This is a genomic window from Rathayibacter sp. VKM Ac-2754 (genome assembly GCF_009807095.1).
In the GTDB taxonomy this organism is placed as follows: Bacteria; Actinomycetota; Actinomycetes; order Actinomycetales; family Microbacteriaceae; genus Rathayibacter.
This window is the reverse complement of sequence record NZ_WUCC01000002.1, coordinates 134,373-153,937: the sequence shown is the minus strand read 5'-3', so window position 1 is coordinate 153,937 and position 19,565 is coordinate 134,373. Positions and strand designations below refer to the sequence as shown.

The following is a 19,565-nucleotide window of genomic DNA, read 5'->3' as shown; positions in this document are numbered from 1 at the left end:
AGTCGATCGGAAGGAACGGGGAAGGGGAAGCGGTCAGGCGACGGGAGCGAGGAGGGCGACCGGGAGATCACCCAGGATCTCGGCCACCGCCGTCGGCCCCCCGGCGAAGGTGCGTCCGGTGAGCACGTCCTCGACGGGGTGTCCGGGCAGGACGACCAGGGTCTCCCCCCAGCCACCGGCCGAGACGAGGCCCGCGGGGAGCCGCGTCGCGAGGGTCAGCGCGCCGCCGCGGTCGAAGGCGATGGCGTGGTCCGCGGCCGGCCCGACGACCGAGACCGGGACGTAGCGGGTGAAGAGCTCCGGCCGGTCGCGACGCAGGCGCAGAGCGCGCGAGGTGACGAGCAGCTTGGCCCCACCCTGCTCGTCGATCGGCGGCAGCCAGCCCCCGTCGATCCGCTCGAGCAGCGCGCGCCGCTCGCCGAAGTCGACCGGACGCCGGTTGTCGGGATCGACGAGCGACGTCTCCCAGAGCTCGCTGCCCTGGTAGACGTCCGGGATTCCCGGAGCCGTCAGCTGCACGAGCTTCGCCGCGAGGCCGTTCGACCACCCGGCGGCCTTCACCCGCGTGACGGTCTCCTCGACGAGTCGGCGCACGGCGGGCTCGTCGAACGCGGCGTCGACAGCGGCGTGCATCCGCTTCTCGAAGGCCTCGTCCGGAGCGGTCCAGTGCGTCGAGCTGTCGGCCTCGCGCGACGCCTTCTCGGCGTAGGCGTGCAGGCGCTCGCGGGTCGCGGGCCAGGTGCCGACGACGGCCTCCCAGAGCAGGTGCTCGATCGGCCCGTCGCCGAAGCCCACCAGCTGGTGCAGCTCGCGCAGCGTGCTCGCCCACGCCTCCGGGTCCTCGGCCAGCGCGGTGATGCGCGCCCGGGTGTCCTCGCCGCGCTTGGTGTCGTGCGTCGACAGCGTGGTGAGCGAGGCGGGGAACGACGCCTGACGCACCGACTGCCGGCGGTGGAACTCGTCGAGCTCGATGGAGAACTCGTCCGGATCGGCGCCGACCTCGTTCAGCGACGTGAGCCGGCTGTAGCGGTAGAACGCCGTGTCCTCGACGCCCTTGGCCATGACCATGCCCGAGGTCTGCTGGAACCGCATCGAGACCGGGCTGCCGGTCTCGCCGAGCAGCTCGGCGACCCGATCGATGACCGGCGCGATCTCGGGGCGGCGGTGGACGGCGTCGCGGCGGGCGTGCTCGAGGTGCTCGGCCCCGGCGGGGAGGTAGCTGCGGTAGACCGGGAAGGTCGCCAGGAGCTCCGCCAGGGCGTCGTCGGCCCCGTCGACCTCGGGGATCAGGCGGGCGAGTCGGAGGACCTCGGAGCGCAGGATCCCGTCGGCGATGCCGCGCTTCGTGTCGTGGATCAGGTCGGCCCACACGAGGGGCGCACCGCCGCCGGCGAGCTCGGCGTCGAGTCCCTCGAGGACGGGACGCGCGTCGGGGTCCACCAGGATGCGGTCCACGTCGGCCAGGGCGTCGTAGCCCGTGGTGCCCACGGTCGCCCAGTGCGCGGGCAGCTGCTCGTCGCCCTCGAGGATCTTCTCGACCCACACCGGCGCGCCGTCGATGGCGCGCGCCAGGTCGTCGAGGTATCCCCCCGGGTCGGCGAGACCGTCGGGGTGGTCGACGCGGAGGCCGTCGGCGAGCCCCTCGGTGAACCACCGGATGATCTCGCGGTGCGACGCGTCGAACACCTCGGGGCGCTCCACCGCGATCGCCGCGAGGGTGTTCACCGCGAAGAAGCGGCGGTAGTTGAGCTCGGCGTCCGCGCGCCGCCAGTTGACCAGCTCGTAGCTCTGCCGCGCGTGCACCGTGCGGCCGGAGTCGCCGGGCTCGACCGTCCCCGGAGCGATCGGCAGACGGTTCTCGTAGTAGTGCAGCTCGTCTCCGACCACCTCGAGCGCATCCAGCTCGCTGTCACTGTCGCCCTCCGAAGCCCCGTCGCCGAGGATCGGGACGCGCAGGCGACCGGCGCCCGCTTCCCAGTCGATGTCGAACGCGTTCGCGTAGCGCGACGACGTCCCGTTCTTCAGCAGGTCCCACCACCACGCGTTCTCGATCGGAGTCGCGACGCCCATGTGGTTGGGCACGATGTCGATCAGAACGCCGAGCCCCTCCTTGCGGGCGGCCGCCGAGGCGTGCGCGAGACCCTCCGCACCGCCGCGGGCGGGGTCGACGGAGTCGTGGTCGACGACGTCGTACCCGTGGTCGGAGCCGGGCTCCGCCGTGAGGAGGGGCGAGAAGTAGAGCCAGTCCGCGCCGAGGGCACGCACGTAGTCGGCGATCTGCGCCGCCTCGTCGAGATCGAAGCCGGAGCGGATCTGCAGTCGGTAGGTCGAAGCGGGCAGTCGCACGTCAGGCTCCTGTCGAAGGGGCGGTCGCGGCGTCGGTCGACTCCGCGTGGGGGCTCATGTGGCTGGTGATGATCGGGATCGCCGAGGTGGCGGCCTGCGAGGCGAGGGAGGCTGCCACGGAGTGGTCGACCTCGGGCTCGGGTGCGCTGTGCTCCTGCAGGATCACGAGCGACTTCGCCTGCACCGTCAGGATCGCGCCGGCCGGGCGCGGGATCGAGTCGGCCTCGGCTCCCGCGGTGTCGACGAGGACGGCCCACGCGAGCGCGTACTCGTCGCTCGGGATCGTGAACTCGACGTCGACGTCGTCCGCGTTGAAGTAGAGCAGGAAGCTGTCGTCCATCACCGGCTGGCCGCGCTCGTCGCGCTCGCGGATCCCGTTGCCGTTCAGGTAGATGCCGACCGAGCGGTCCAGACCCGAATCCCAGTCGGACGGCGTCATCTCGGTGCCGTCGGCCTTGAACCAGACGATGTCGGGCAGGGGCTCCCCGGTGCCGCGCAGCACGGGGCGGCCGTCGAAGAACCGCCCGCGGCGGAACGTCGGGTGCTCGGCGCGGAGGCGGATCAGCGCGGCCGTGAACTCGACCAGGGGCCGGTCCGCGGTCGTCCAGTCGATCCAGGTCAGCTCGCTGTCCTGCGCGTAGGTGTTGTTGTTGCCGTTCTGCGTGCGGCCGAGCTCGTCGCCGTGCAGGATCATCGGGACTCCCTGCGAGATCAGCATCGTCGCGAGGAAGTTGCGCTGCTGGCGCGCGCGCAGGCCGAGCACCGTCGGGTCGTCCGTCGGGCCCTCGGCGCCGTGGTTCCAGGAGCGGTTGTGCGACTCCCCGTCGTTGCCGTTCTCACCGTTCGCGTCGTTGTGCTTCTCGTTGTAGGAGACCAGGTCGCGGAGGGTGAAGCCGTCGTGCGCGGTGACGAAGTTGATCGACGCGACCGGGCGACGGCCGGAGCGGGCGTAGAGGTCGGCCGATCCCGTCAGCCGCGAGGCGAACTCACCGAGAGTCGAGGGCTCGCCGCGCCAGAAGTCGCGGACGGTGTCGCGGTACTTGCCGTTCCACTCCGTCCACTGCGGCGGGAAGTTGCCGACCTGGTAGCCGCCGGGGCCGACGTCCCACGGCTCGGCGATCAGCTTGACCTGCGAGACCACCGGGTCCTGCTGCACGAGCTCGAAGAAGGTCGAGAGGCGGTCGACGTCGTAGAACTCGCGGGCCAGAGCCGAGGCGAGATCGAACCGGAAGCCGTCGACGCGCATCTCGGTCACCCAGTAGCGCAGCGAGTCCATGATCAGCTGCAGCGAGTGCGGGTGCCGCACGTTCAGCGTGTTGCCGGTGCCGGTGTAGTCCATGTAGTAGCGCTTGTCGTCGTCGACGAGGCGGTAGTACGCGTCGTTGTCGATCCCGCGGAACGACAGCGTCGGCCCGAGGTGGTTGCCCTCGGCCGTGTGGTTGTAGACCACGTCGAGGATGACCTCGATGCCGGCCGCGTGCAGCGCCCGCACCATGCTCTTGAACTCCTGCACCTGCTGGCCGCTGTCGCCGGTCGAGGAGTAGGTGTTCTGCGGCGCGAAGAAGCCGATGGTGTTGTAGCCCCAGTAGTTCGAGAGGCCCTTGTCGATCAGCGTCGAGTCGTTCACGAACTGATGCACCGGCATCAGCTCGATCGCCGTGATGCCGAGGTGCTTGAGGTGCGCGATGACCGCCGGGTGGGCGACTCCGGCGTACGTGCCGCGGAGCTCCTCCGGGATGTCGGGGTGCGTCTTGGTGAGTCCCTTGACGTGCGCCTCGTAGATCACGGTGCTGTCGTAGGAGGTGAGCGGGCGTCGGTCACCGGCCCAGTCGAAGAACGGGTTGATGACGACGCCCATCATCATGTGGGCCGCCGAGTCCTCGTCGTTGGTCGAGTCCGGGTCGCCGAACGTGTACGAGAACAGCGACTGGTCCCAGTCGATCTCGCCGGCGACGGCCTTCGCGTACGGGTCGAGCAGCAGCTTGTTGGGGTTGCAGCGCTTGCCCTCGGCCGGGTCGTACGGTCCGTGGACGCGGTAGCCGTACTTCTGGCCGGGCTGGACCTGCGGCAGGTAGCAGTGCCAGACGTACGCGTCCGACTCGAGCACGTCGACGCGCGTCTCGGTGCCGTCCTCGTCGAACAGGCACAGCTCCACACGTTCGGCGATCTCGCTGAACAGGGCGAAGTTCGTACCGCTTCCGTCGAAGGTGGCGCCCAAGGGGTAGGCGGTTCCGGGCCAGGTCTCCACGAGACTCCTCTGAGTTCTGGTCTCGGGCGATCCGGGAGAGGCCGTCGTGCGGTCTGCGGATGCCCGACGTCGGGGGTGGGGGTCCACCACTCGCGCGACGGACCGACTGCCCAGCTTAGCGAGAGGCGCCTCCCCGGTCTGCGGGGTGGACGCGCTCACGCTCCGACGCCCCGGTGGAGCCGAGCCGTGTGTGCGCTCGAGCAGGCGGGGGGTGTCACGCTCGAACAGTACGGCCGGCCCCCGCTCGCCGGGAGGGCTGGCGCCACGTCGAGGCGATCCGGTAGTGCCGCCCGCTCAGTGCGAGCCGAGCCGCCGGCGGAGGAGGTCGATCCGCGCCTGGAGCTGGGTCACGCTCGCCTGGGCGACCGCCGGCCCGCCGCAGAGACGACGGAGCTCGGAGTGGACCGTGCCGTGGGTCTCGCCGGTGTTGCGGGCCCAGAGGCCCACGAGGGAGTTGAGCAGGCTGCGCTGCTCCTTGAGCGTGCGGTACAGCGGTGCCGGGATCTCGGCCTGCTTCGCCTCCGGAGCCGCCTGCGCCGCCGCGCGGCCGCCCGCGCGCTTCGCCTGCCGCTGCTGCCGGTGCTGCAGCAGCTCCCGCACCTGGTCGGGTTCGAGCAGCCCGGGGAGACCGATGAAGTCGAGCTCCTCCTCGCTCTCGACCTCGACCTCCATCCCGAACTCCGCGCCCTCGTAGACGACGCGGTCGAAGGTCGCGGCGGAACCGAGCGACTCGAAGCGCCCTTCCTCGAGCAGCTCCGACGACGCCTTCTCGCTGCGCTCGGCGTCGGCCATCATGTCGGCCTCGGGGTACTCCTCGTCGTCCGACGTACGACGGTCGAGCGCGTGGTCGCGCTGCAGCTCCATCGAGCCCGCCAGCGCGAGCAGCCCTGGCACGTTGGGGAGGAACACCGAGGCGGTCTCCCCGCGGCGCCGCGCTCGTACGAAGCGGCCGATCGCCTGCGCGAAGAAGAGCGGAGTGGAGGCGGAGGTGGCGTAGACGCCCACGGCGAGGCGCGGCACGTCCACTCCCTCCGACACCATGCGGACGGCGACCATCCAGCGCGAGGTGTCCTGGGCGAATCCCTCGATCCGGTCGCTCGCCTCCTTCTCGTCCGACAGCACGACCGTGACGGGCTCGCCGCTGATCTCGCGGAGCATCGCGGCGTAGGCGCGGGCCGTGTAGTGGTCGGTCGCGATGACGAGCCCGCCGGCATCGGGAACGGCGCGGCGCACCTCGGTGAGGCGGGTGTTCGCGGCACGCAGGACCGAGGGGATCCAGTCGCCCTTGGGGTCGAGGGCCGTCCGCCAGGCCTGGGAGGTGATGTCCTTCGTGTTGCCCTCGCCGAGCCGCGCCTCCATCTCGTCGCCGGCCTTCGACTTCCAGCGCATCTGGCCCGCGTAGACCATGAAGAGCACCGGGCGCACGACGCCGTCGGCGAGAGCGCGGCCGTAGCCGTAGTTGTAGTCGGTCAGGGAGGTCCGGATCCCCTCCTCGTCGGCCAGGTAGCTGACGAAGGGGATCGGCGCCGTGTCCGAGCGGAACGGCGTCCCCGTCAGCGAGAGACGGCGCACCGCCGGCTCGAAGGCCTCGCGGACCGCGTCGCCCCAGCTCATCGCGTCGCCCGCGTGGTGCACCTCGTCCAGGATGACGAGCGTGCGCCCCGAGAGCGTCAGCTCGCGGTGGAGCTCGGCGCGGACGGCCACCTGCGCGTACGTCACGGCGACGCCGTGGTAGTGCCGGGCGTGTCGGCCCATCCGGTTGGTGAAGGTGGGGTCGAGCCGGATGCCGACGCGATGGGCCGCCTCGGCCCACTGGCGCTTGAGGTGCTCGGTGGGCGCGACGACGGTGATGCGGTCGACGGTGCGGTTGTGAAGCAGCTCGGCGGCGAGGCGGAGGGCGAAGGTCGTCTTGCCCGCGCCCGGTGTCGCGGCGGCGAGGAAGTCGCGCGGCTCGTGCTCGAAGTAGGACTCGAGCGCCTCGGCCTGCCAGGCGCGGAGCTTGTTCGCGGTGCCCCACGGAGCACGCCCGGGGAACGACGGCGACAGGTGCTCGGCCGCGGAGGTGCCGACCGGATGACCGAAGCTCGAGGGACTGTTCACGTGGGCCAAGGCTACGCGACGGCACCGACACGGGCACGGCCTCCGCGCTCCCCCGCGGGTGCATCGGCGTGTCGTGATCGATCGCACGGCGGATCCTCGCGGGCTCCGTCCGGAGCAGAATGGAGGGATGGTCGAACAGCCTCACTCCTGGTCCCGCTACGTCGCTCTCGGCGACTCGTTCACGGAGGGCATCGGCGATCCGGCGCCCGCGAGCCCCGGTGGGCACCGCGGCTGGGCCGACCGCGTGGCCGAGGTTCTCGGCAGCACCAACGACGACTTCACCTACGCGAACCTCGCGGTGCGCGGCCGTCTGCTCCAGCAGATCGTGGACGAGCAGATCGAGCCCGCCCTGGCGCTGAAGCCCGATCTGATCACCATCTCCGCCGGCGGCAACGACGTGATCCGCCCCCGCACCGACCCCGACGACATCGCCGCGCGGTTCGAGGCGGGCCTCGCCCGACTGCGGTCGGGCGGCGCGACCGTGGTCCTGTTCACGGGCGTCGACGTGGGCTTCTCCCCGGTCTTCAGCCGGATCCGCGGCAAGGTCGCGATCTACAACGAGAACCTCCGCGCCCTCGCGAAGCGCTACGGCTGCATCGTGGCCGACCAGTGGTCGCTCGAGGAGATCCAGGACGCGCGGATGTGGGCGCCCGACCGCCTGCACCTCAATCCGCACGGCCACCACGAGGTCGCCCGGATGGTCCTCGACGCGCTCGGCGTCGAGAACTCGCTGCAGCCCTTCGCACCGGAGCCGCTGCACGACGTCACCTGGCGCGCCGCACGCACCGAGGACCTGCAGTGGGCGCGCGAGTACCTGGTGCCCTGGGTCGTCCGCCGCGTGCGGCACCAGTCGTCGGGCGACTTCATCACCGCGAAGCGCCCGTCGGCCGAGCCCTACCTGCGGGCGAGCATCCCGGGCACCGCGGTCGAGGGCAACGCGACCCCCGAGCAGGTCGCCGAGGACATCGCGACGGCGGGCATCCGCATCGTCGTCGAAAAGGCTCCCACCGGGCGCTAGCCGAACAGCTCGGCCGGGTGCGAGAGGCGCTAGCCGAACAGCTCGGCCGGGTGCGAGAGGCGCCAGCCGAAGCCGGGGTCCTCGATCCCGCCGTCGGCGACGAGCGGCAGCTCGTAGGGGGTGCCGTTGACGTCGACCGTCGCCGTGCCGATCCGCTCGCCAGCCGCCACGGTCTCGACCGTGTCGAGCGCCACGGTCGTCGACGTCGAGACCGCGCCCCAGACGAGCACGGACTGCGCTTCAGCGGTCTCGGCGACCGCCGACTCCCCCCACGCGCTCGTGTACGAGCCGAAGTCCTGCCCCGCGGTGGTGAGGGCGACCGAGTGGAACCCCGCCTCCACGCTCGGGATGAGGGACTCGATGTCGGCGGCGAGCTGCGGATGCGTCCGCGCGCCGACCACGACGCCCACCAGCGTCATCGGCTGACCCTCGACCGTCGTGTCCAGCGCGAAGAGGAGGCACGCGCCCGCCTCGTCGGTCGTCCCCGTCTTGATGCCGTCGACGCCCGAGCGCCCGAGCAGCGTGTTCGTGTTCTCGACGGTGCCGACTCCCGGGATCACGGCCGACGGCAGGGCGACGATCGGCGCGAGCACCGGATCGGCCACCAGCAGCTCGCCGAGTCGCACCATCTCGGAGGTGGTGCTCACCGTGTCGGGTGAGAGCCCGCTCGTGTCGGTCACCGCGGTCCGGGTGAGCCCCTGCCCGTCGAGCCAGGTCCGCGCGGCGGCGAGGTAGGCGTCCTCCGAGCCGTACGCCCAGATCGCGAGCGACTTCGCGTAGTTGTTGGCGGACGGGAGCATCAGCACCGTCAGCGCCTCGCGCTCCGTCAGCTCGAGTCCGGCGGACACGGGCGCGACCGAGCCGTTCTCGGCGACCGACTCGTCGTAGTAGCCGACGTCGGTGCTCGTGAACGCGATCGTGTCTCCGTCGGTCCCCTCCGCGATCGGCTTCGCCGCGAGGACCACCAGGGCGGTCACGACCTTGGCGATGCTGCCGATCGGCACGGTGTCGGCCGATCCGTAGCTCGCGAGCACCCCGCCCTCGCCCGTGCCGTCCATCCCCACCGCGGCGACGGCGCCCGAGCCGTAGGACGGCCAGGCGAGCGCCGGGGCGTCGACCGAGACGGCGGGCGCGTCCACGACGGCGGCGCTCGCCGCGGGGAGCTCGGCGCTCGCCGCGTTCGCTCCGTAGGCGCCACCCGCGCTGAGCACGATCGCCCCGGCGACGATCGCCGCGATGGCGGCGGGTCGACGACGACGGCGGCGGGGACGAACGGCGGGAGCCTCGCCCTCCAGACCGGCGAAGACGTCGAGAGGTGAGGCGTCGGGTCGCGTCGGGGAGGTCACCCGGCCATCGTAGAGCGGGAGTCCGGAGAGATCCGCGGCGGTCGGGTGAGCGCCCACAGCGCCACTGCGCTCGCCGACGCCACGTTGAGCGAGTCGACTCCGTGCAGCATCGGGATCGTCACGACGGTGTCCGCCGCGTCCAGAGCCGCGCGGGACAGACCGTCGCCCTCGGTTCCCAGCACCAGCGCGACCCGTTCGGGCCGCGCGTCCGCGTACTCGTCGAGCGGCACCGCGCCCGGCGCCAGCGCCAGGGCGGCGACCGAGAAGCCGGCGGCGATCAGCTCGGCCCTCGTCGGCCCCCACTCGGGCGTCCTCGTCCACGGCACCTGGAGCACCGTGCCCATGCTCACCCGGACGCTGCGCCGGTACAGCGGATCCGCGCAGCGCGGAGTGACCAGCACGGCGTCGGCGCCCATCCCCGCCGCCGCGCGGAAGACCGCGCCGACGTTCGTGTGATCGACGATGTCCTCGAGGATCACGACGAGCCGCGCCCGGGCGAGCAGCTCGCTCAGCGCGGGGAGGACCGGCCGGTGCATCGACGCGAGCGCGCCGCGGTGCAGGTGGAACCCGGTCAGCTCCTCGATCACCGCGTCCGGGCCCACGAAGACGGGCACGTCGGGGAAGCGCTCGAGGACCTCGGCGGCATCGGGGAGCCGCTTCTCCTGCACCAGCACCGAGCGCGGCCGGTGGCCCGCGTCGAGCGCCCGCCCGATGACCTTCGCCGACTCGGCGATGTACAGCCCGCCCTCCGGCTCCAGCACGCGGCGCAGGGCGACGTCGGTGAGGCGGTGGTAGTCGGCGAGGAGGGGCTGGTCGAGGTCCGCGATGTGCACGATCGGCATCCCGGCACCCTAGGGCACGGGGCCGACTAAACTCGTCCGGGGGCTCTCGCGACTGCGGTGGCCCTCTGACAGGAGGCGCGGATGGAGTCGAGTCCGACACCGGTCGCCGACGGCCTGCGGGCCGAGGCGATCGAGCAGGCCGTCGAACTCCTCGGCGGGCGGCGCATCGCCGCCGTCACCGGAGCCGGCATGAGCACGGACTCGGGCATCCCCGACTACCGCGGAGCGGGCGCCCCCGTCCGCACCCCGATGACCTACTCGCAGTTCGTCGCCGATCCCGACTACCGCCGCCGCTACTGGGCCGGCAGCCAGCTCGGCTGGCGCCGCTTCACGAGCACCCTGCCCAACGACGGCCACCGGGCCCTCGCCCGGCTCGAGGAGCGCGGCCTGCTGACCGGCGTCGTCACGCAGAACGTCGACGGCCTGCACGTCCGCGCGGGCTCGCGCCGCGTCGTCGACCTGCACGGCTCGGCCGACCGCGTCCGCTGCATGACCTGCGGCCAGTACTTCGCCCGCGACGCGATCGCCGAGCGGATCGCCTCGCTCAACCCCTGGCTCGACGACCCCGACATCTCCTCGCTCAACCCCGACGGCGACGCCGAGGTGCACGACGTCTCGGCGATGATCGTGCCCGAGTGCACGGTCTGCGGCGGGATCCTCAAGCCCGACATCGTCTTCTTCGGCGAGTTCATCCCGACCGAGCGCTTCCAGGAGGCGAAGGCCATCGTCGCCGGCGCCGAGGCGCTCCTCGTGGCCGGCTCGTCGCTCGTGGTGAACTCCGGCATCCGCTTCCTCGAGATCGCCCGCCGCGGCAAGCTGCCGATCGTGATCGTCAATCGCGGGACGACCAAGGGCGACTCGCGCGCGAGCATCAAGATCGACGGAGGGACGAGCGAGGTCCTCCAGGTCCTCGCAGACCGCCTCCCCTCCCTCTAGACACCCCGAAAGGCCTCCGTGACCCAGCTGACCCTCGTCCGACACGGGCAGACCGACTGGAACGCCGCCCGCCGCATCCAGGGCGCGAGCGACATCCCCCTCAACGAGGTCGGCCGCTCGCAGGCCAGGGCGGCCGCCCGCCTCCTGCGCGATCGCCCGTGGGACGCGGTCGTCGCGAGCCCCCTCGGTCGTGCCTACGAGACCGGCGCGATCATCGCGCGCGGCCTCGGGCTGGACGAGCCGCTGGTCGTCCCCGGTCTCGCCGAGCGCGCCTACGGCGAGGCCGAGGGCATGACGTCCGCCGACCTCCGCGAGCTGTTCCCCGGCGGGATCGAGGGCCAACGTGTCCCCGGCTGCGAGACGCGGGCCGAGGTCGTCGAGCGGGCGAGCGCCGCGCTGGCCGAAGTGGCCGAGCGCTTCCCCGACGCCCGCGTGATCGTCGCGACCCACGGCGCCGTGATCGGCAGCCTCCTGCGCTCCCTGAGCCAGGACGCGCTCCCGCCGCAGGGGATCACGGTCGGCAACGGCTCGCGGCACGACTTCGCGATCGTCGACGGATCACTGCAGATCGTCGCGTTCGACGACTCCGGTGACGTGGTCGTGACCGACCCCGACCTCGAGGACGTCCTCGACCCGACCCCCGGCGGCTGAGCGCCGATCAGCGGTGCCCGAGCTCCGTCAGCAGCTCGAAGAGCACCCGCGCGGAGTCGCGCCACGAGTACGCGGCGGCCCGCTCCCGCGAGCGGCTCGACCGCTCGGCCCAGACCTCGGGCGTCTCGAGCGAGCGCACCCCGTCGGCGATCGACTTGGCGCTCGCCGGGTCCACGTAGACCGCGGCGTCGCCTCCGATCTCGCGGAAGATGGGGATGTCGCTGACGACGACCGGCGTTCCGAGCGACATGGCCTCGACCAGCGGGATCCCGAAGCCCTCGTCCCGGCTGGCCGTGACCAGCGCGGTCGCCCGGGCGAGCACGGCGCGGTACTCGGTGTCGTCCGCCCCCTGGTGGAACACCAGCTTCGCGGTCGGCGCGAGCGAGCGGAGCGTCTCCACCGTCTCCTCGCTCGCGCGGCTCATCAGGTGCAGCTCGTAGTCGGGCAGCAGCCGCATCGCCCGCGCGAGCGACTCCACGTTCTTGTAGGGCATGAACGAGCCCATGTAGACGAGCGAGCGGGCGTCGGAGCGATCGGGGAGCGACGCCGCCAGAGCGGCGCTCGCCTCATCCCCCTCGCCGGCGGCGTTCGGCACGACCACGACGGGGCGAGTCGTCAGGCGGTGCTCACGCAGGAGCGAGCGAGTGGTCTCCGAGACCGTCACCACGGCGTCCGCCCGCTGCAGCAGACGACGCTGCGGCCACCACGCCAGGTGGTACAGGCGCCAGAGGCCGCGCACCGGTGCAGGCAGATCGCGCGGAGGCGTGCGGTGGCGGTAGTAGATCAGGTCGTGCACCGTGAGCACGAGCCGGTAGCGCCGCCCCAGCGAGCCCATCGTCTGCATCGGGGAGAAGACCACGTCCGGCCGCAGCCGGTTCACCAGCAGCGCGACGAACGGCTCGAACGGCCCGGTCGGGCTCGTGACCTTCTCCCACGGCAGGGCCGGGAGCATCGCGAGCTGCCGACGGTCGCTGATCAGCATCGTGACGTCGTGCAGCCGCGCGAGCTCACGGACGATCTCGGCCGTGTAGCGGCTGATGCCGTCGTGCCGGCCGAGCCGGGTGTACCGGCAGTCGACGACGATCCTCATCGGTCGATCCCTTCCTCGAGGGCTCGGCGCAGCACTGCGGCGGCCTCGTCCGGCGTCTCGTAGTGGATCAGGTGGCCCACTCCGTCGATCACGTGCAGGCGCCCGTGCGGCAGCGCCTCCAGGAGGCGGTACTGGGCCGGGAGCGGGGTGATGTCGTCCTGCGCGGCGGCGATCAGCTGCGTCGGCACGGTGATGTCGCGCGCGTACTCGCCGACGTCGTGCGAGACCGAGGCGCGGAACGCCTCCAGGACCGTGTCGCGGGACGCGAACGCACTGAAGTAGCGGTCGTGCTGATCGTGGACGAACCGCCGGAGCGCCGGCTCCTTCGTCTTCACCATCGAGAGGCTCATCACGCGGACGATCCGCGGGTCGCGCAGCAGGGCGAAGCCGAGGGGGCGGGGCAGCACCGCCCCGAGGCGGTAGTAGAGCACGGCGAGTCGCGTGAGGACTCCGCGCGGGCCGGCCAGCGCGGGCGCCGCGATCGGGTTCACGAGCACCAGGAGGGGCGTCGGCAGCCCGCCCGCGACCGCGGCGGCGGCGACGATCGAGCCGAAGGAGTGCCCGAGCACGACCGCGCTCCCCCGCACGCCCAGGGCCTCGAGGAACTCTCCGAGCCATGCGGCGTAGCCCTCGACGTCGTGCGCACGGTCGATCATCGGCGGTGATGCGCCGAACCCCGGCAGGTCGGGTGCGATCACCCTGACGTCCGCTCCCCCGGCCAGCAGCCGCGCGACGACGGGCTCGAGCCCGTGGTGCTCGCCGCGGAAGCCGTGCACCAGCACGAGCACGGTGCCCGCCGACGCCGAGCCGTAGGTCCAGTAGGCGGTGGGGGCCCCGGAGACGCTCACGACACCCTCGCCGATGGCGAGTCGTGCGAGGTCGTCCGCATAGGGTGAGGCAGTGGTCATGGCGTTCCCCATCGTAGGCACCGCCCGGTGAACTTCTGGCCGCAACGCCTTGCCTCACCCGATCCCAGCCGAGAACATGAGGACGCGCTTTCACCGCGTCGCACCGCCCCGTCCCCCTGACCCTCATCCGCTCAGGGCGCAGCAGAAGGAGCACCGTGAGCTTCACGTCGCCGATCCAACTCCCAGGACTCGCCCTCGACCCGCAGTGGTACCGCAGGGCGGTGTTCTACGAGGTGATGATCCGCACGTACGTCGACTCGAACGGAGACGGTGCCGGCGACATCAACGGACTCGCGTCGAAGCTCGACTACCTGCAGTGGCTCGGGATCGACGCCCTCTGGCTCCCGCCGTTCTACATGTCGCCGCTGCGCGACGGCGGCTACGACGTCTCCGACTTCAAGGCGATCCTGCCCGAGTTCGGCACGATGGAGGACTTCCGCGACCTGGTGCGCAAGGCGCACGAGCGCAACATGCGCATCGTGATGGACTTCCCGCTGAACCACACCAGCGACCAGCACGAATGGTTCCAGCAGTCGCGGTCCGACCCCGAGGGCCCCTACGGCGACTTCTACGTCTGGAACGACACCGACGAGCGCTACCCCGACATCCGCATCATCTTCGTCGACACCGAGGACTCGAACTGGGCCTTCGACTCCGAGCGGCGCCAGTTCTACTTCCACCGCTTCTTCTCGCACCAGCCCGACCTCAACTTCGAGAATCCGGCCGTGCACGAGGCGATCCACGACATCGTCAAGTTCTGGCTCGACCTCGGCGTCGACGGCATCCGGCTCGACGCGATCCCCTACCTCTACGAGTCCGACGAGGGCAACGGAGAGGGTGAGCCGCCGACCCACGACTTCATCAAGAACCTGCGCACGATGGTCGACCGCGACTACCCCGGCCGCATCCTCATCGCGGAGGCGAACCAGTGGCCGCGCGAGGTCGCCGCGTTCTTCGGCACCGAGGAGGAGCCGGAGTGCCACATGGCCTTCGACTTCCCCGTCATGCCCCGGATCTTCTACTCGCTGCGCGCGCAGACGGCGAACGAGCTCAAGAAGGTGCTCTCCGAGACCTTCGACATCCCCTCCGGAGCGGCGTGGGGCGTCTTCCTCCGCAACCACGACGAGCTGACGCTCGAGATGGTCTCGGAGGAGTACCGGCAGGCGATGTACGGCTGGTACGCCTACGACCCGCGGATGCGCTCCAACATCGGCATCCGGCGCCGCCTGGCTCCCCTGCTCGACAACTCGCGCGCCGAGCTCGAGCTGATCAACGCCCTCCTGTTCTCCCTCGCCGGCAGCCCGTTCCTCTACTACGGCGACGAGATCGGGATGGGCGACAACATCTGGCTCAACGACCGCGACGCCTCCCGCACGCCGATGCAGTGGACGCCCGACCGGAACGCCGGCTTCTCGGCGGCCGACCCGGGCAAGCTCGTGCAGCCGGTCGTGCAGTCGCTCGTCTACCACTACAACCAGGTCAACGTGGAGGCGCAGCTCGCCCAATCGCGCTCGCTCCTGCACTGGATGCGCAACGTGCTGCACGTGCGCCGCGGCCACCCCGCCTTCGGGCTGGGCTCGATGCGCGTCCTCGAGACCGACCACGAGTCCGTGCTGGCGTTCGTCCGCGAGTACGCCGGCTCCGGCAGCGCGATGGGCGACCAGCCGGAGGACGTGCTGTGCGTCTTCAGCTTCAACCACAACCCGGTCTCGGTGACGATCACCGACCCCGAGAACGGCGGATCGACGCTCACCGACCTCTTCGGCGGCGGACGCTTCCCCGGCTTCTCGGACGACGGCGCGCTCACGATGACCCTCGGGACGCAGGGCTTCTTCTGGCTGCACGTCACGAAAGCGGCGGCCCGCTGACCCGGTCGGCAGCACGCCGCGGGGCCTCCTGACGATGTCGGAGGCCCCGCCTACTCTGGTCGAGTGAGCATCACCGAGACAGGCACCGACGCGACGCTGTTCGATCTCGAGCCGGGCGGCGAGCTGTCCCCCTCGCACCGAGCATCGGAGGGCGGGGCGTACGGCGTCGAGCTGAGCCCCGGCTTCGGCCGCACGCTCGGGGGCACCTCGGTGCCCGAGACGGCGGCCCCGCGCTGGTTCGACGAGCTCGCCGTCTTCGATCTCGAGACCACCGGGATCGACGTGCGCACGAGTCGCATCGTCACGGCGCACGTCGGCGTGATCGACGCCTCCGGAACCCCCGTCGAGGCGATGACCTGGCTCGCCGACCCCGGCGTCGATATCCCCGAGGGCGCGAGCGCCGTGCACGGGATCAGCACCGAGCACGCCCGCGCCCACGGTCGTCCGGCCGGCGAGGTGGTGGCCGAGATCTCGGAGGCGCTCCGCTCGCTCCTCGAGCGCGAGATCCCCGTCGTCGTCTACAACGCGCCGTACGATCTGTCGCTCCTCGCCCACGAGTCGCGCCGCTGGGGCGTCCCGGTCCTGCTCGACCCGAGCCCGGTGATCGATCCCCTCGTCATCGACAAGGCGCTCGACCGCTACCGCAAGGGCAAGCGCACCCTGGTCGCCGCCGCCGAGCACTACGGAGTCGCCCTCACCGACGCTCACGACGCCGGAGCAGACGCCGTCGCCGCCGGGCGCCTCGCGCAGGCCCTCGGCCGCGCCTACGCCGACGAGCTGGGGGGCGACGCGCGCGCGCTGCACGCCCTGCAGGTCGACTGGTGCCGCACGCAGGCCGAGTCGTTCCAGGAGTACATGCGGCGCGTCCGCGACGAGGGCTTCGTCGCCGACGGAGGGTGGCCCGTCCGGCACTGAGGCGGGCGGCCTATGTCAGCGTGCGCCCCTCGGCGAGGAGGGCGACGTACTCCGCGATCCGCTTCGCGCGCGACTCGGGTCGCTTCAGCTGCTGGATCCGGAACAGGAACGCGAACCGCTTCTGACCCGTCACGGTCTCGAAGAAGGCCTTGGCGGCCGGATCCGCGTCGATCGCCCGCTGGAAGTCGGCGGGCACCTCCGCGCCCTTCTGACGGTACGCGGCGTCCCACCGGCCGTCCGCCTTCGCGCGCTCGATCTCGGCGTGACCCGCCGGACGCATCCGCCCCTCCTCGATGAGGCGCGCGACGTGCTCCTGGTTCACCTTCGACCAGGGGCTCGCGCGCCGGCGCGGCGTGAAGGCCTGCAGGCTGAACTGGTCGTCGAACGCACCCGCCTGGCCGTCGATCCAGCCGTGACAGAGCGCGACGTCGAGCGCCTCCGCGTAGGTGATCCCCGGATCGACGGCCGCCTTCTTGCGCATCTTCAGCCGCACACCGCCCGGATCCGGTTCCCCGCTCAGGTACGCGTCCCACTCCTCGGCCGTGACGAACGGCAGGATCGGCTTGTCGGCCCAGGACACCATGCCCGGACGCTACCGCACCCTCTCCCCCACCGGAACGCCCGCCTCGCGCGACATGCCTGCATTGCAGAGAAGTCGGCGCCGGCCGCCACTCCTTGCTGGTCGAGTAGCCCCGCAGGGGCGTATCGAGACCCACCAGCGTCAGCAGATCAAGCGTCTGTCCGCCCCTCTGACGGACGTGGATCTCGATAGGCCCGCTGCGCGGGCTGCGGGCTCGATCAGCAGGGAGGGGACAACGACGAAGGGCCCCCGACCGCGAGGTCGAGGGCCCTTCGGAGGAGCGTCCTACTTGCCGAAGTTCTTGTAGCGGCTGTTGAACTTCTCGACGCGGCCGGCCGAGTCCATGATGCGCTGCTTGCCCGTGTAGAACGGGTGCGAGGCCGACGAGATCTCGACGTCGATGACGGGGTAGGTCACTCCGTCGAGCTCGATGGTCTTGCTGCTCTTCGCCGTCGAACGGGTGAGGAAGGTCTCACCGGACGCGAGGTCGCGGAAGACGATGGCCTCGTACACGGGGTGGATGTCGGTCTTCATGGTCGTTTCCTGTCGCTGAGTGGTCCTGAACCGCACCTGTCGTCGACGGGAACGGGTGGAGTGGTGGTGGGCACGCCGCGAACGGGGCCCGAACCAGCTACCGAGGCTACCAGATCCGCCGCGGAGCGAGAAGGAGCGCCGCGGCCCGGTTCGTCAGCGCGCTCGAGCCGAGTAGCGCCCGTTCTCGCGGCTGAGCGCGATGTCGAGCCCGAAGGTCTCGGCGAGTGTCGCCTCCGTGAGGGCCTCGTCGAGCGGGCCCGCCGCCACCACGGCGCCGTCGCGCAGCAGGAGGGCGTGCGTGAAGCCGTCGGGGATCTCCTCGACGTGGTGGGTCACCATCACGATGGCCGGCGACGCCGGGTCCTTCGCGAAGCCGCTGAGCAGCTGCACGAGCTCCTCGCGCGCACCGAGGTCGAGGCTCGCGGCCGGCTCGTCGAGCAGGAGCAGCTCCGGGTCGGTCATGATCGCGCGGGCGATCTGGACGCGCTTCTGCTCGCCGTCCGAGAGGGTGCCGAAGGTGCGGTCGGCGAGGTGGTCGAGCTTCCACTCGGTGAGAACGCGGCGGGCGCGGCGCTCATCGATCTCGTCGTAACCCTCGTTCCAGCGGCCGGTGACGGCGTAGGCGGCGGTCATCACGACGTCGAGGACAGTCTCGCCCGCGGGCAGGCGACGCGCCATGGCGGTCGAGGCGTAGCCGATCCGGGGGCGCAGCTCGAAGACGTCGACGCGGCCTAGCGTCTCCTCGAGGAGGTGCGCCTGCCCGGTCGACGGGTAGTTCTGGGCCGCGGCGATCTGGAGGATCGAGGTCTTCCCGGCGCCGTTGGGCCCGAGGATCACCCAGCGGTCCTCCTCGGCGACGGCCCACTCGACGCGGTCGAGGATCCGCTTGCCGTTCCGGACGAAGGACACATCGACGAACGAGACAACACTGGGCATACCGCCAATCCTAGGCGGAGGAGCGCAGCCGGTCAGACGAGCGAGTCGTAGATCGCGCGGGTGTCCCTCGCGATCTGTGTCCAGCTGAAGTCGCTCTGCGCGCGCTCGCGGCCGGCGGCGCCCATCCGCTTCGCCGCCGCGGGGTCGGCGACGACCTCGGCGAGGGCCTCGGCGAGGTCGGCCACGTAGCGATCGGGATCGACCGGGGTGCCCGTGCCGTCCGTGACCTGCTCGATTGGAACGAGCCGCCCGGTGACGCCGTCGACGACGACCTCCGGGATGCCTCCGGTGGCGGTGCCGACGACGGCGGCACCGCAGGCCATCGCCTCGAGGTTCACGATGCCCAGCGGTTCGTAGATCGACGGGCAGACGAAGGTGGTCGCGGCGGTCAGGACCGCCGACAGCTGGTGGCGCGGCAGGTGGCGGTCGATCCAGACGACGCCGGTGCGCTCCTCCTGCAGCCCGCGGACCAGGGCGGTGACCTCGGCCATGATCTCGGGGGTGTCGGGGGCGCCTGCGCAGAGCACGAGCTGCACCTCGGGGGGCAGGGTCGCCGCCGCCCGGAGGAGGTAGGGCAGGCCCTTCTGCCGGGTGATGCGACCGACGAAGACGACGGAGGGGCGCGACGGATCGATCCCCAGCTCGTGCAGCACGGCCTCGTCGTCGACGGGGTGCCACGCGTCGAGGTCGATGCCGTTGTAGACGACGTGCACCTTCGCGGGGTCGAGTGCCGGGTAGGAGCGGAGGATGTCGTTCCGCATGCCGCCCGAGACCGCGATGACGGCGTCGGCGCTCTCGTACGACTCGCGCTCGATCCAGCTCGACACGCGGTAGCCGCCGCCGAGCTGCTCGGCCTTCCACGGACGCAGCGGCTCGAGGCTGTGCGCCGAGACCACGTGCGGGATGCCGTGCAGCAGCTGCGAGAGACGGCCGGCCGCGTTGGCGTACCAGGTGTGGGAGTGAACCAGGTCGGCGCCGGCGGTGTCCTGCGCGATCTGCAGATCGACGCCGAGGGTCTGCAGCGCGCCGTTGGCGGCAGCGAGCTCAGCGGGCACCGGGTAGGCGAACGCCCCCGGCTCCTCGCGCGGCGCACCGAAGCAGCGCACCACGACATCGATGTCGGTGCGCAGCGCCTTGGTGAGCTCGGCCACGTGGACACCGGCTCCCCCGTACACCTCGGGCGGATATTCCTTGGTCAGCAGATCGACTCGCACACCCGAACCGTAGTACAGCGCACGTCTCGGCTG

General features: G+C 71.4%; 16 protein-coding genes. 5 read left to right on the top strand and 11 right to left on the bottom strand.

Features of this window, described 5'->3' with window-relative positions:
• Window positions 1–33 precede the first annotated feature (33 nt).
• The 3 genes from treY to GRS92_RS04025 all read right to left on the bottom strand — a co-directional run bounded on the left by treY (window position 34) and on the right by GRS92_RS04025 (window position 6,694).
• Window positions 34–2,346, bottom strand: a complete 2,313-nt coding sequence (gene treY / locus GRS92_RS04035) for a malto-oligosyltrehalose synthase (protein WP_159853558.1) — start codon at window positions 2,344–2,346, stop codon at window positions 34–36.
• Between the two features lies 1 nt (window position 2,347).
• A complete protein-coding gene (gene glgX, locus GRS92_RS04030; protein WP_159853557.1) occupies window positions 2,348–4,594 on the bottom strand; it encodes a glycogen debranching protein GlgX in 2,247 nt (748 codons plus the stop codon).
• Window positions 4,595–4,888: 294 nt separating this feature from the next.
• On the bottom strand, window positions 4,889–6,694 hold the full coding sequence (locus tag GRS92_RS04025; protein WP_159853556.1) for a DEAD/DEAH box helicase: 1,806 nt from the start codon (window positions 6,692–6,694) through the stop codon (window positions 4,889–4,891).
• A gap of 127 nt (window positions 6,695–6,821) precedes the next feature.
• On the opposite strand from GRS92_RS04025, the gene GRS92_RS04020 reads away from it, so the two are divergent.
• Window positions 6,822–7,712, top strand: coding sequence for an SGNH/GDSL hydrolase family protein (locus tag GRS92_RS04020; RefSeq protein WP_159853555.1), 891 nt, complete (start codon window positions 6,822–6,824; stop codon window positions 7,710–7,712).
• A gap of 29 nt (window positions 7,713–7,741) precedes the next feature.
• On the opposite strand, the gene GRS92_RS04015 is transcribed toward GRS92_RS04020, so the two are convergent.
• Together GRS92_RS04015 and GRS92_RS04010 are read right to left on the bottom strand one after the other, a co-directional pair.
• The gene (locus tag GRS92_RS04015) at window positions 7,742–9,058 is read right to left on the bottom strand and encodes a D-alanyl-D-alanine carboxypeptidase family protein (RefSeq protein ID WP_159853554.1); all 1,317 of its coding nucleotides are present in this window, start codon (window positions 9,056–9,058) and stop codon (window positions 7,742–7,744) included.
• Window positions 9,055–9,900 (bottom strand): TrmH family RNA methyltransferase, encoded by an 846-nt coding sequence (locus GRS92_RS04010; RefSeq protein ID WP_159853553.1) that lies wholly within the window; start codon window positions 9,898–9,900, stop codon window positions 9,055–9,057. Before GRS92_RS04010 ends, GRS92_RS04015 begins: the two co-directional genes overlap by 4 nt.
• Window positions 9,901–9,981: 81 nt before the next feature.
• Here GRS92_RS04010 and GRS92_RS04005 point away from each other — a divergent pair, with 81 nt between their 5' ends.
• Both GRS92_RS04005 and GRS92_RS04000 read left to right on the top strand, forming a co-directional pair.
• Entirely contained in the window at window positions 9,982–10,836 is an 855-nt protein-coding gene (locus tag GRS92_RS04005) for a Sir2 family NAD-dependent protein deacetylase (protein ID WP_159853551.1), read from the top strand.
• 18 nt (window positions 10,837–10,854) lie between these two features.
• Complete coding sequence (locus tag GRS92_RS04000) at window positions 10,855–11,487, top strand: histidine phosphatase family protein (protein ID WP_159853549.1); 633 nt, start codon at window positions 10,855–10,857, stop codon at window positions 11,485–11,487.
• A 7-nt stretch (window positions 11,488–11,494) separates the two neighbouring features.
• Here GRS92_RS04000 and GRS92_RS03995 read toward each other — a convergent pair whose 3' ends face one another.
• Together GRS92_RS03995 and GRS92_RS03990 are read right to left on the bottom strand one after the other, a co-directional pair.
• Window positions 11,495–12,577 carry a glycosyltransferase family 4 protein gene (locus tag GRS92_RS03995; protein ID WP_159853547.1) on the bottom strand — a complete coding sequence of 361 codons (1,083 nt, stop codon included), beginning with the start codon at window positions 12,575–12,577 and terminating at the stop codon, window positions 11,495–11,497.
• Window positions 12,574–13,485 carry an alpha/beta fold hydrolase gene (locus tag GRS92_RS03990; protein ID WP_159853545.1) on the bottom strand — a complete coding sequence of 304 codons (912 nt, stop codon included), beginning with the start codon at window positions 13,483–13,485 and terminating at the stop codon, window positions 12,574–12,576. The genes GRS92_RS03995 and GRS92_RS03990 overlap by 4 nt, the downstream gene beginning before the upstream one ends.
• A gap of 155 nt (window positions 13,486–13,640) precedes the next feature.
• Here GRS92_RS03990 and treS point away from each other — a divergent pair, with 155 nt between their 5' ends.
• The gene (gene treS, locus GRS92_RS03985) at window positions 13,641–15,353 is read left to right on the top strand and encodes a maltose alpha-D-glucosyltransferase (RefSeq protein WP_159853543.1); all 1,713 of its coding nucleotides are present in this window, start codon (window positions 13,641–13,643) and stop codon (window positions 15,351–15,353) included.
• A 210-nt stretch (window positions 15,354–15,563) separates the two neighbouring features.
• On the top strand, window positions 15,564–16,268 hold the full coding sequence (locus GRS92_RS03980; RefSeq protein ID WP_235021830.1) for an exonuclease domain-containing protein: 705 nt from the start codon (window positions 15,564–15,566) through the stop codon (window positions 16,266–16,268).
• A 10-nt stretch (window positions 16,269–16,278) separates the two neighbouring features.
• Here the strand turns inward: GRS92_RS03980 and GRS92_RS03975 are convergent, their stop codons facing one another.
• The 4 genes from GRS92_RS03975 to glgA all read right to left on the bottom strand — a co-directional run bounded on the left by GRS92_RS03975 (window position 16,279) and on the right by glgA (window position 19,532).
• Window positions 16,279–16,851: a YdeI/OmpD-associated family protein gene (locus GRS92_RS03975; RefSeq protein ID WP_159853541.1), complete on the bottom strand. Its 573-nt coding sequence runs from the start codon at window positions 16,849–16,851 to the stop codon at window positions 16,279–16,281.
• 282 nt (window positions 16,852–17,133) lie between these two features.
• Window positions 17,134–17,382, bottom strand: a complete 249-nt coding sequence (locus GRS92_RS03970; protein WP_056042757.1) for a type B 50S ribosomal protein L31 — start codon at window positions 17,380–17,382, stop codon at window positions 17,134–17,136.
• Window positions 17,383–17,535: 153 nt separating this feature from the next.
• Window positions 17,536–18,318 carry an ABC transporter ATP-binding protein gene (locus tag GRS92_RS03965; RefSeq protein ID WP_159853539.1) on the bottom strand — a complete coding sequence of 261 codons (783 nt, stop codon included), beginning with the start codon at window positions 18,316–18,318 and terminating at the stop codon, window positions 17,536–17,538.
• A 32-nt stretch (window positions 18,319–18,350) separates the two neighbouring features.
• The gene (gene glgA, locus GRS92_RS03960; RefSeq protein ID WP_159853537.1) at window positions 18,351–19,532 is read right to left on the bottom strand and encodes a glycogen synthase; all 1,182 of its coding nucleotides are present in this window, start codon (window positions 19,530–19,532) and stop codon (window positions 18,351–18,353) included.
• Window positions 19,533–19,565 lie beyond the last annotated feature (33 nt).

Bases quoted from the DNA above. Each gene is read 5' to 3' on its own strand.
- GRS92_RS04020 (WP_159853555.1), top strand. From the start codon at position 6,822: ATGGTCGAACAGCCTCACTCCTGGTCCCGCTACGTCGCTCTCGGCGAC.
- GRS92_RS04010 (WP_159853553.1), bottom strand. From the start codon at position 9,900: ATGCCGATCGTGCACATCGCGGACCTCGACCAGCCCCTCCTCGCCGAC.
- GRS92_RS04005 (WP_159853551.1), top strand. From the start codon at position 9,982: ATGGAGTCGAGTCCGACACCGGTCGCCGACGGCCTGCGGGCCGAGGCG.
- GRS92_RS03995 (WP_159853547.1), bottom strand. From the start codon at position 12,577: ATGAGGATCGTCGTCGACTGCCGGTACACCCGGCTCGGCCGGCACGAC.
- GRS92_RS03990 (WP_159853545.1), bottom strand. From the start codon at position 13,485: ATGACCACTGCCTCACCCTATGCGGACGACCTCGCACGACTCGCCATC.
- GRS92_RS03975 (WP_159853541.1), bottom strand. From the start codon at position 16,851: ATGGTGTCCTGGGCCGACAAGCCGATCCTGCCGTTCGTCACGGCCGAG.
- GRS92_RS03970 (WP_056042757.1), bottom strand. From the start codon at position 17,382: ATGAAGACCGACATCCACCCCGTGTACGAGGCCATCGTCTTCCGCGAC.
- GRS92_RS03965 (WP_159853539.1), bottom strand. From the start codon at position 18,318: ATGCCCAGTGTTGTCTCGTTCGTCGATGTGTCCTTCGTCCGGAACGGC.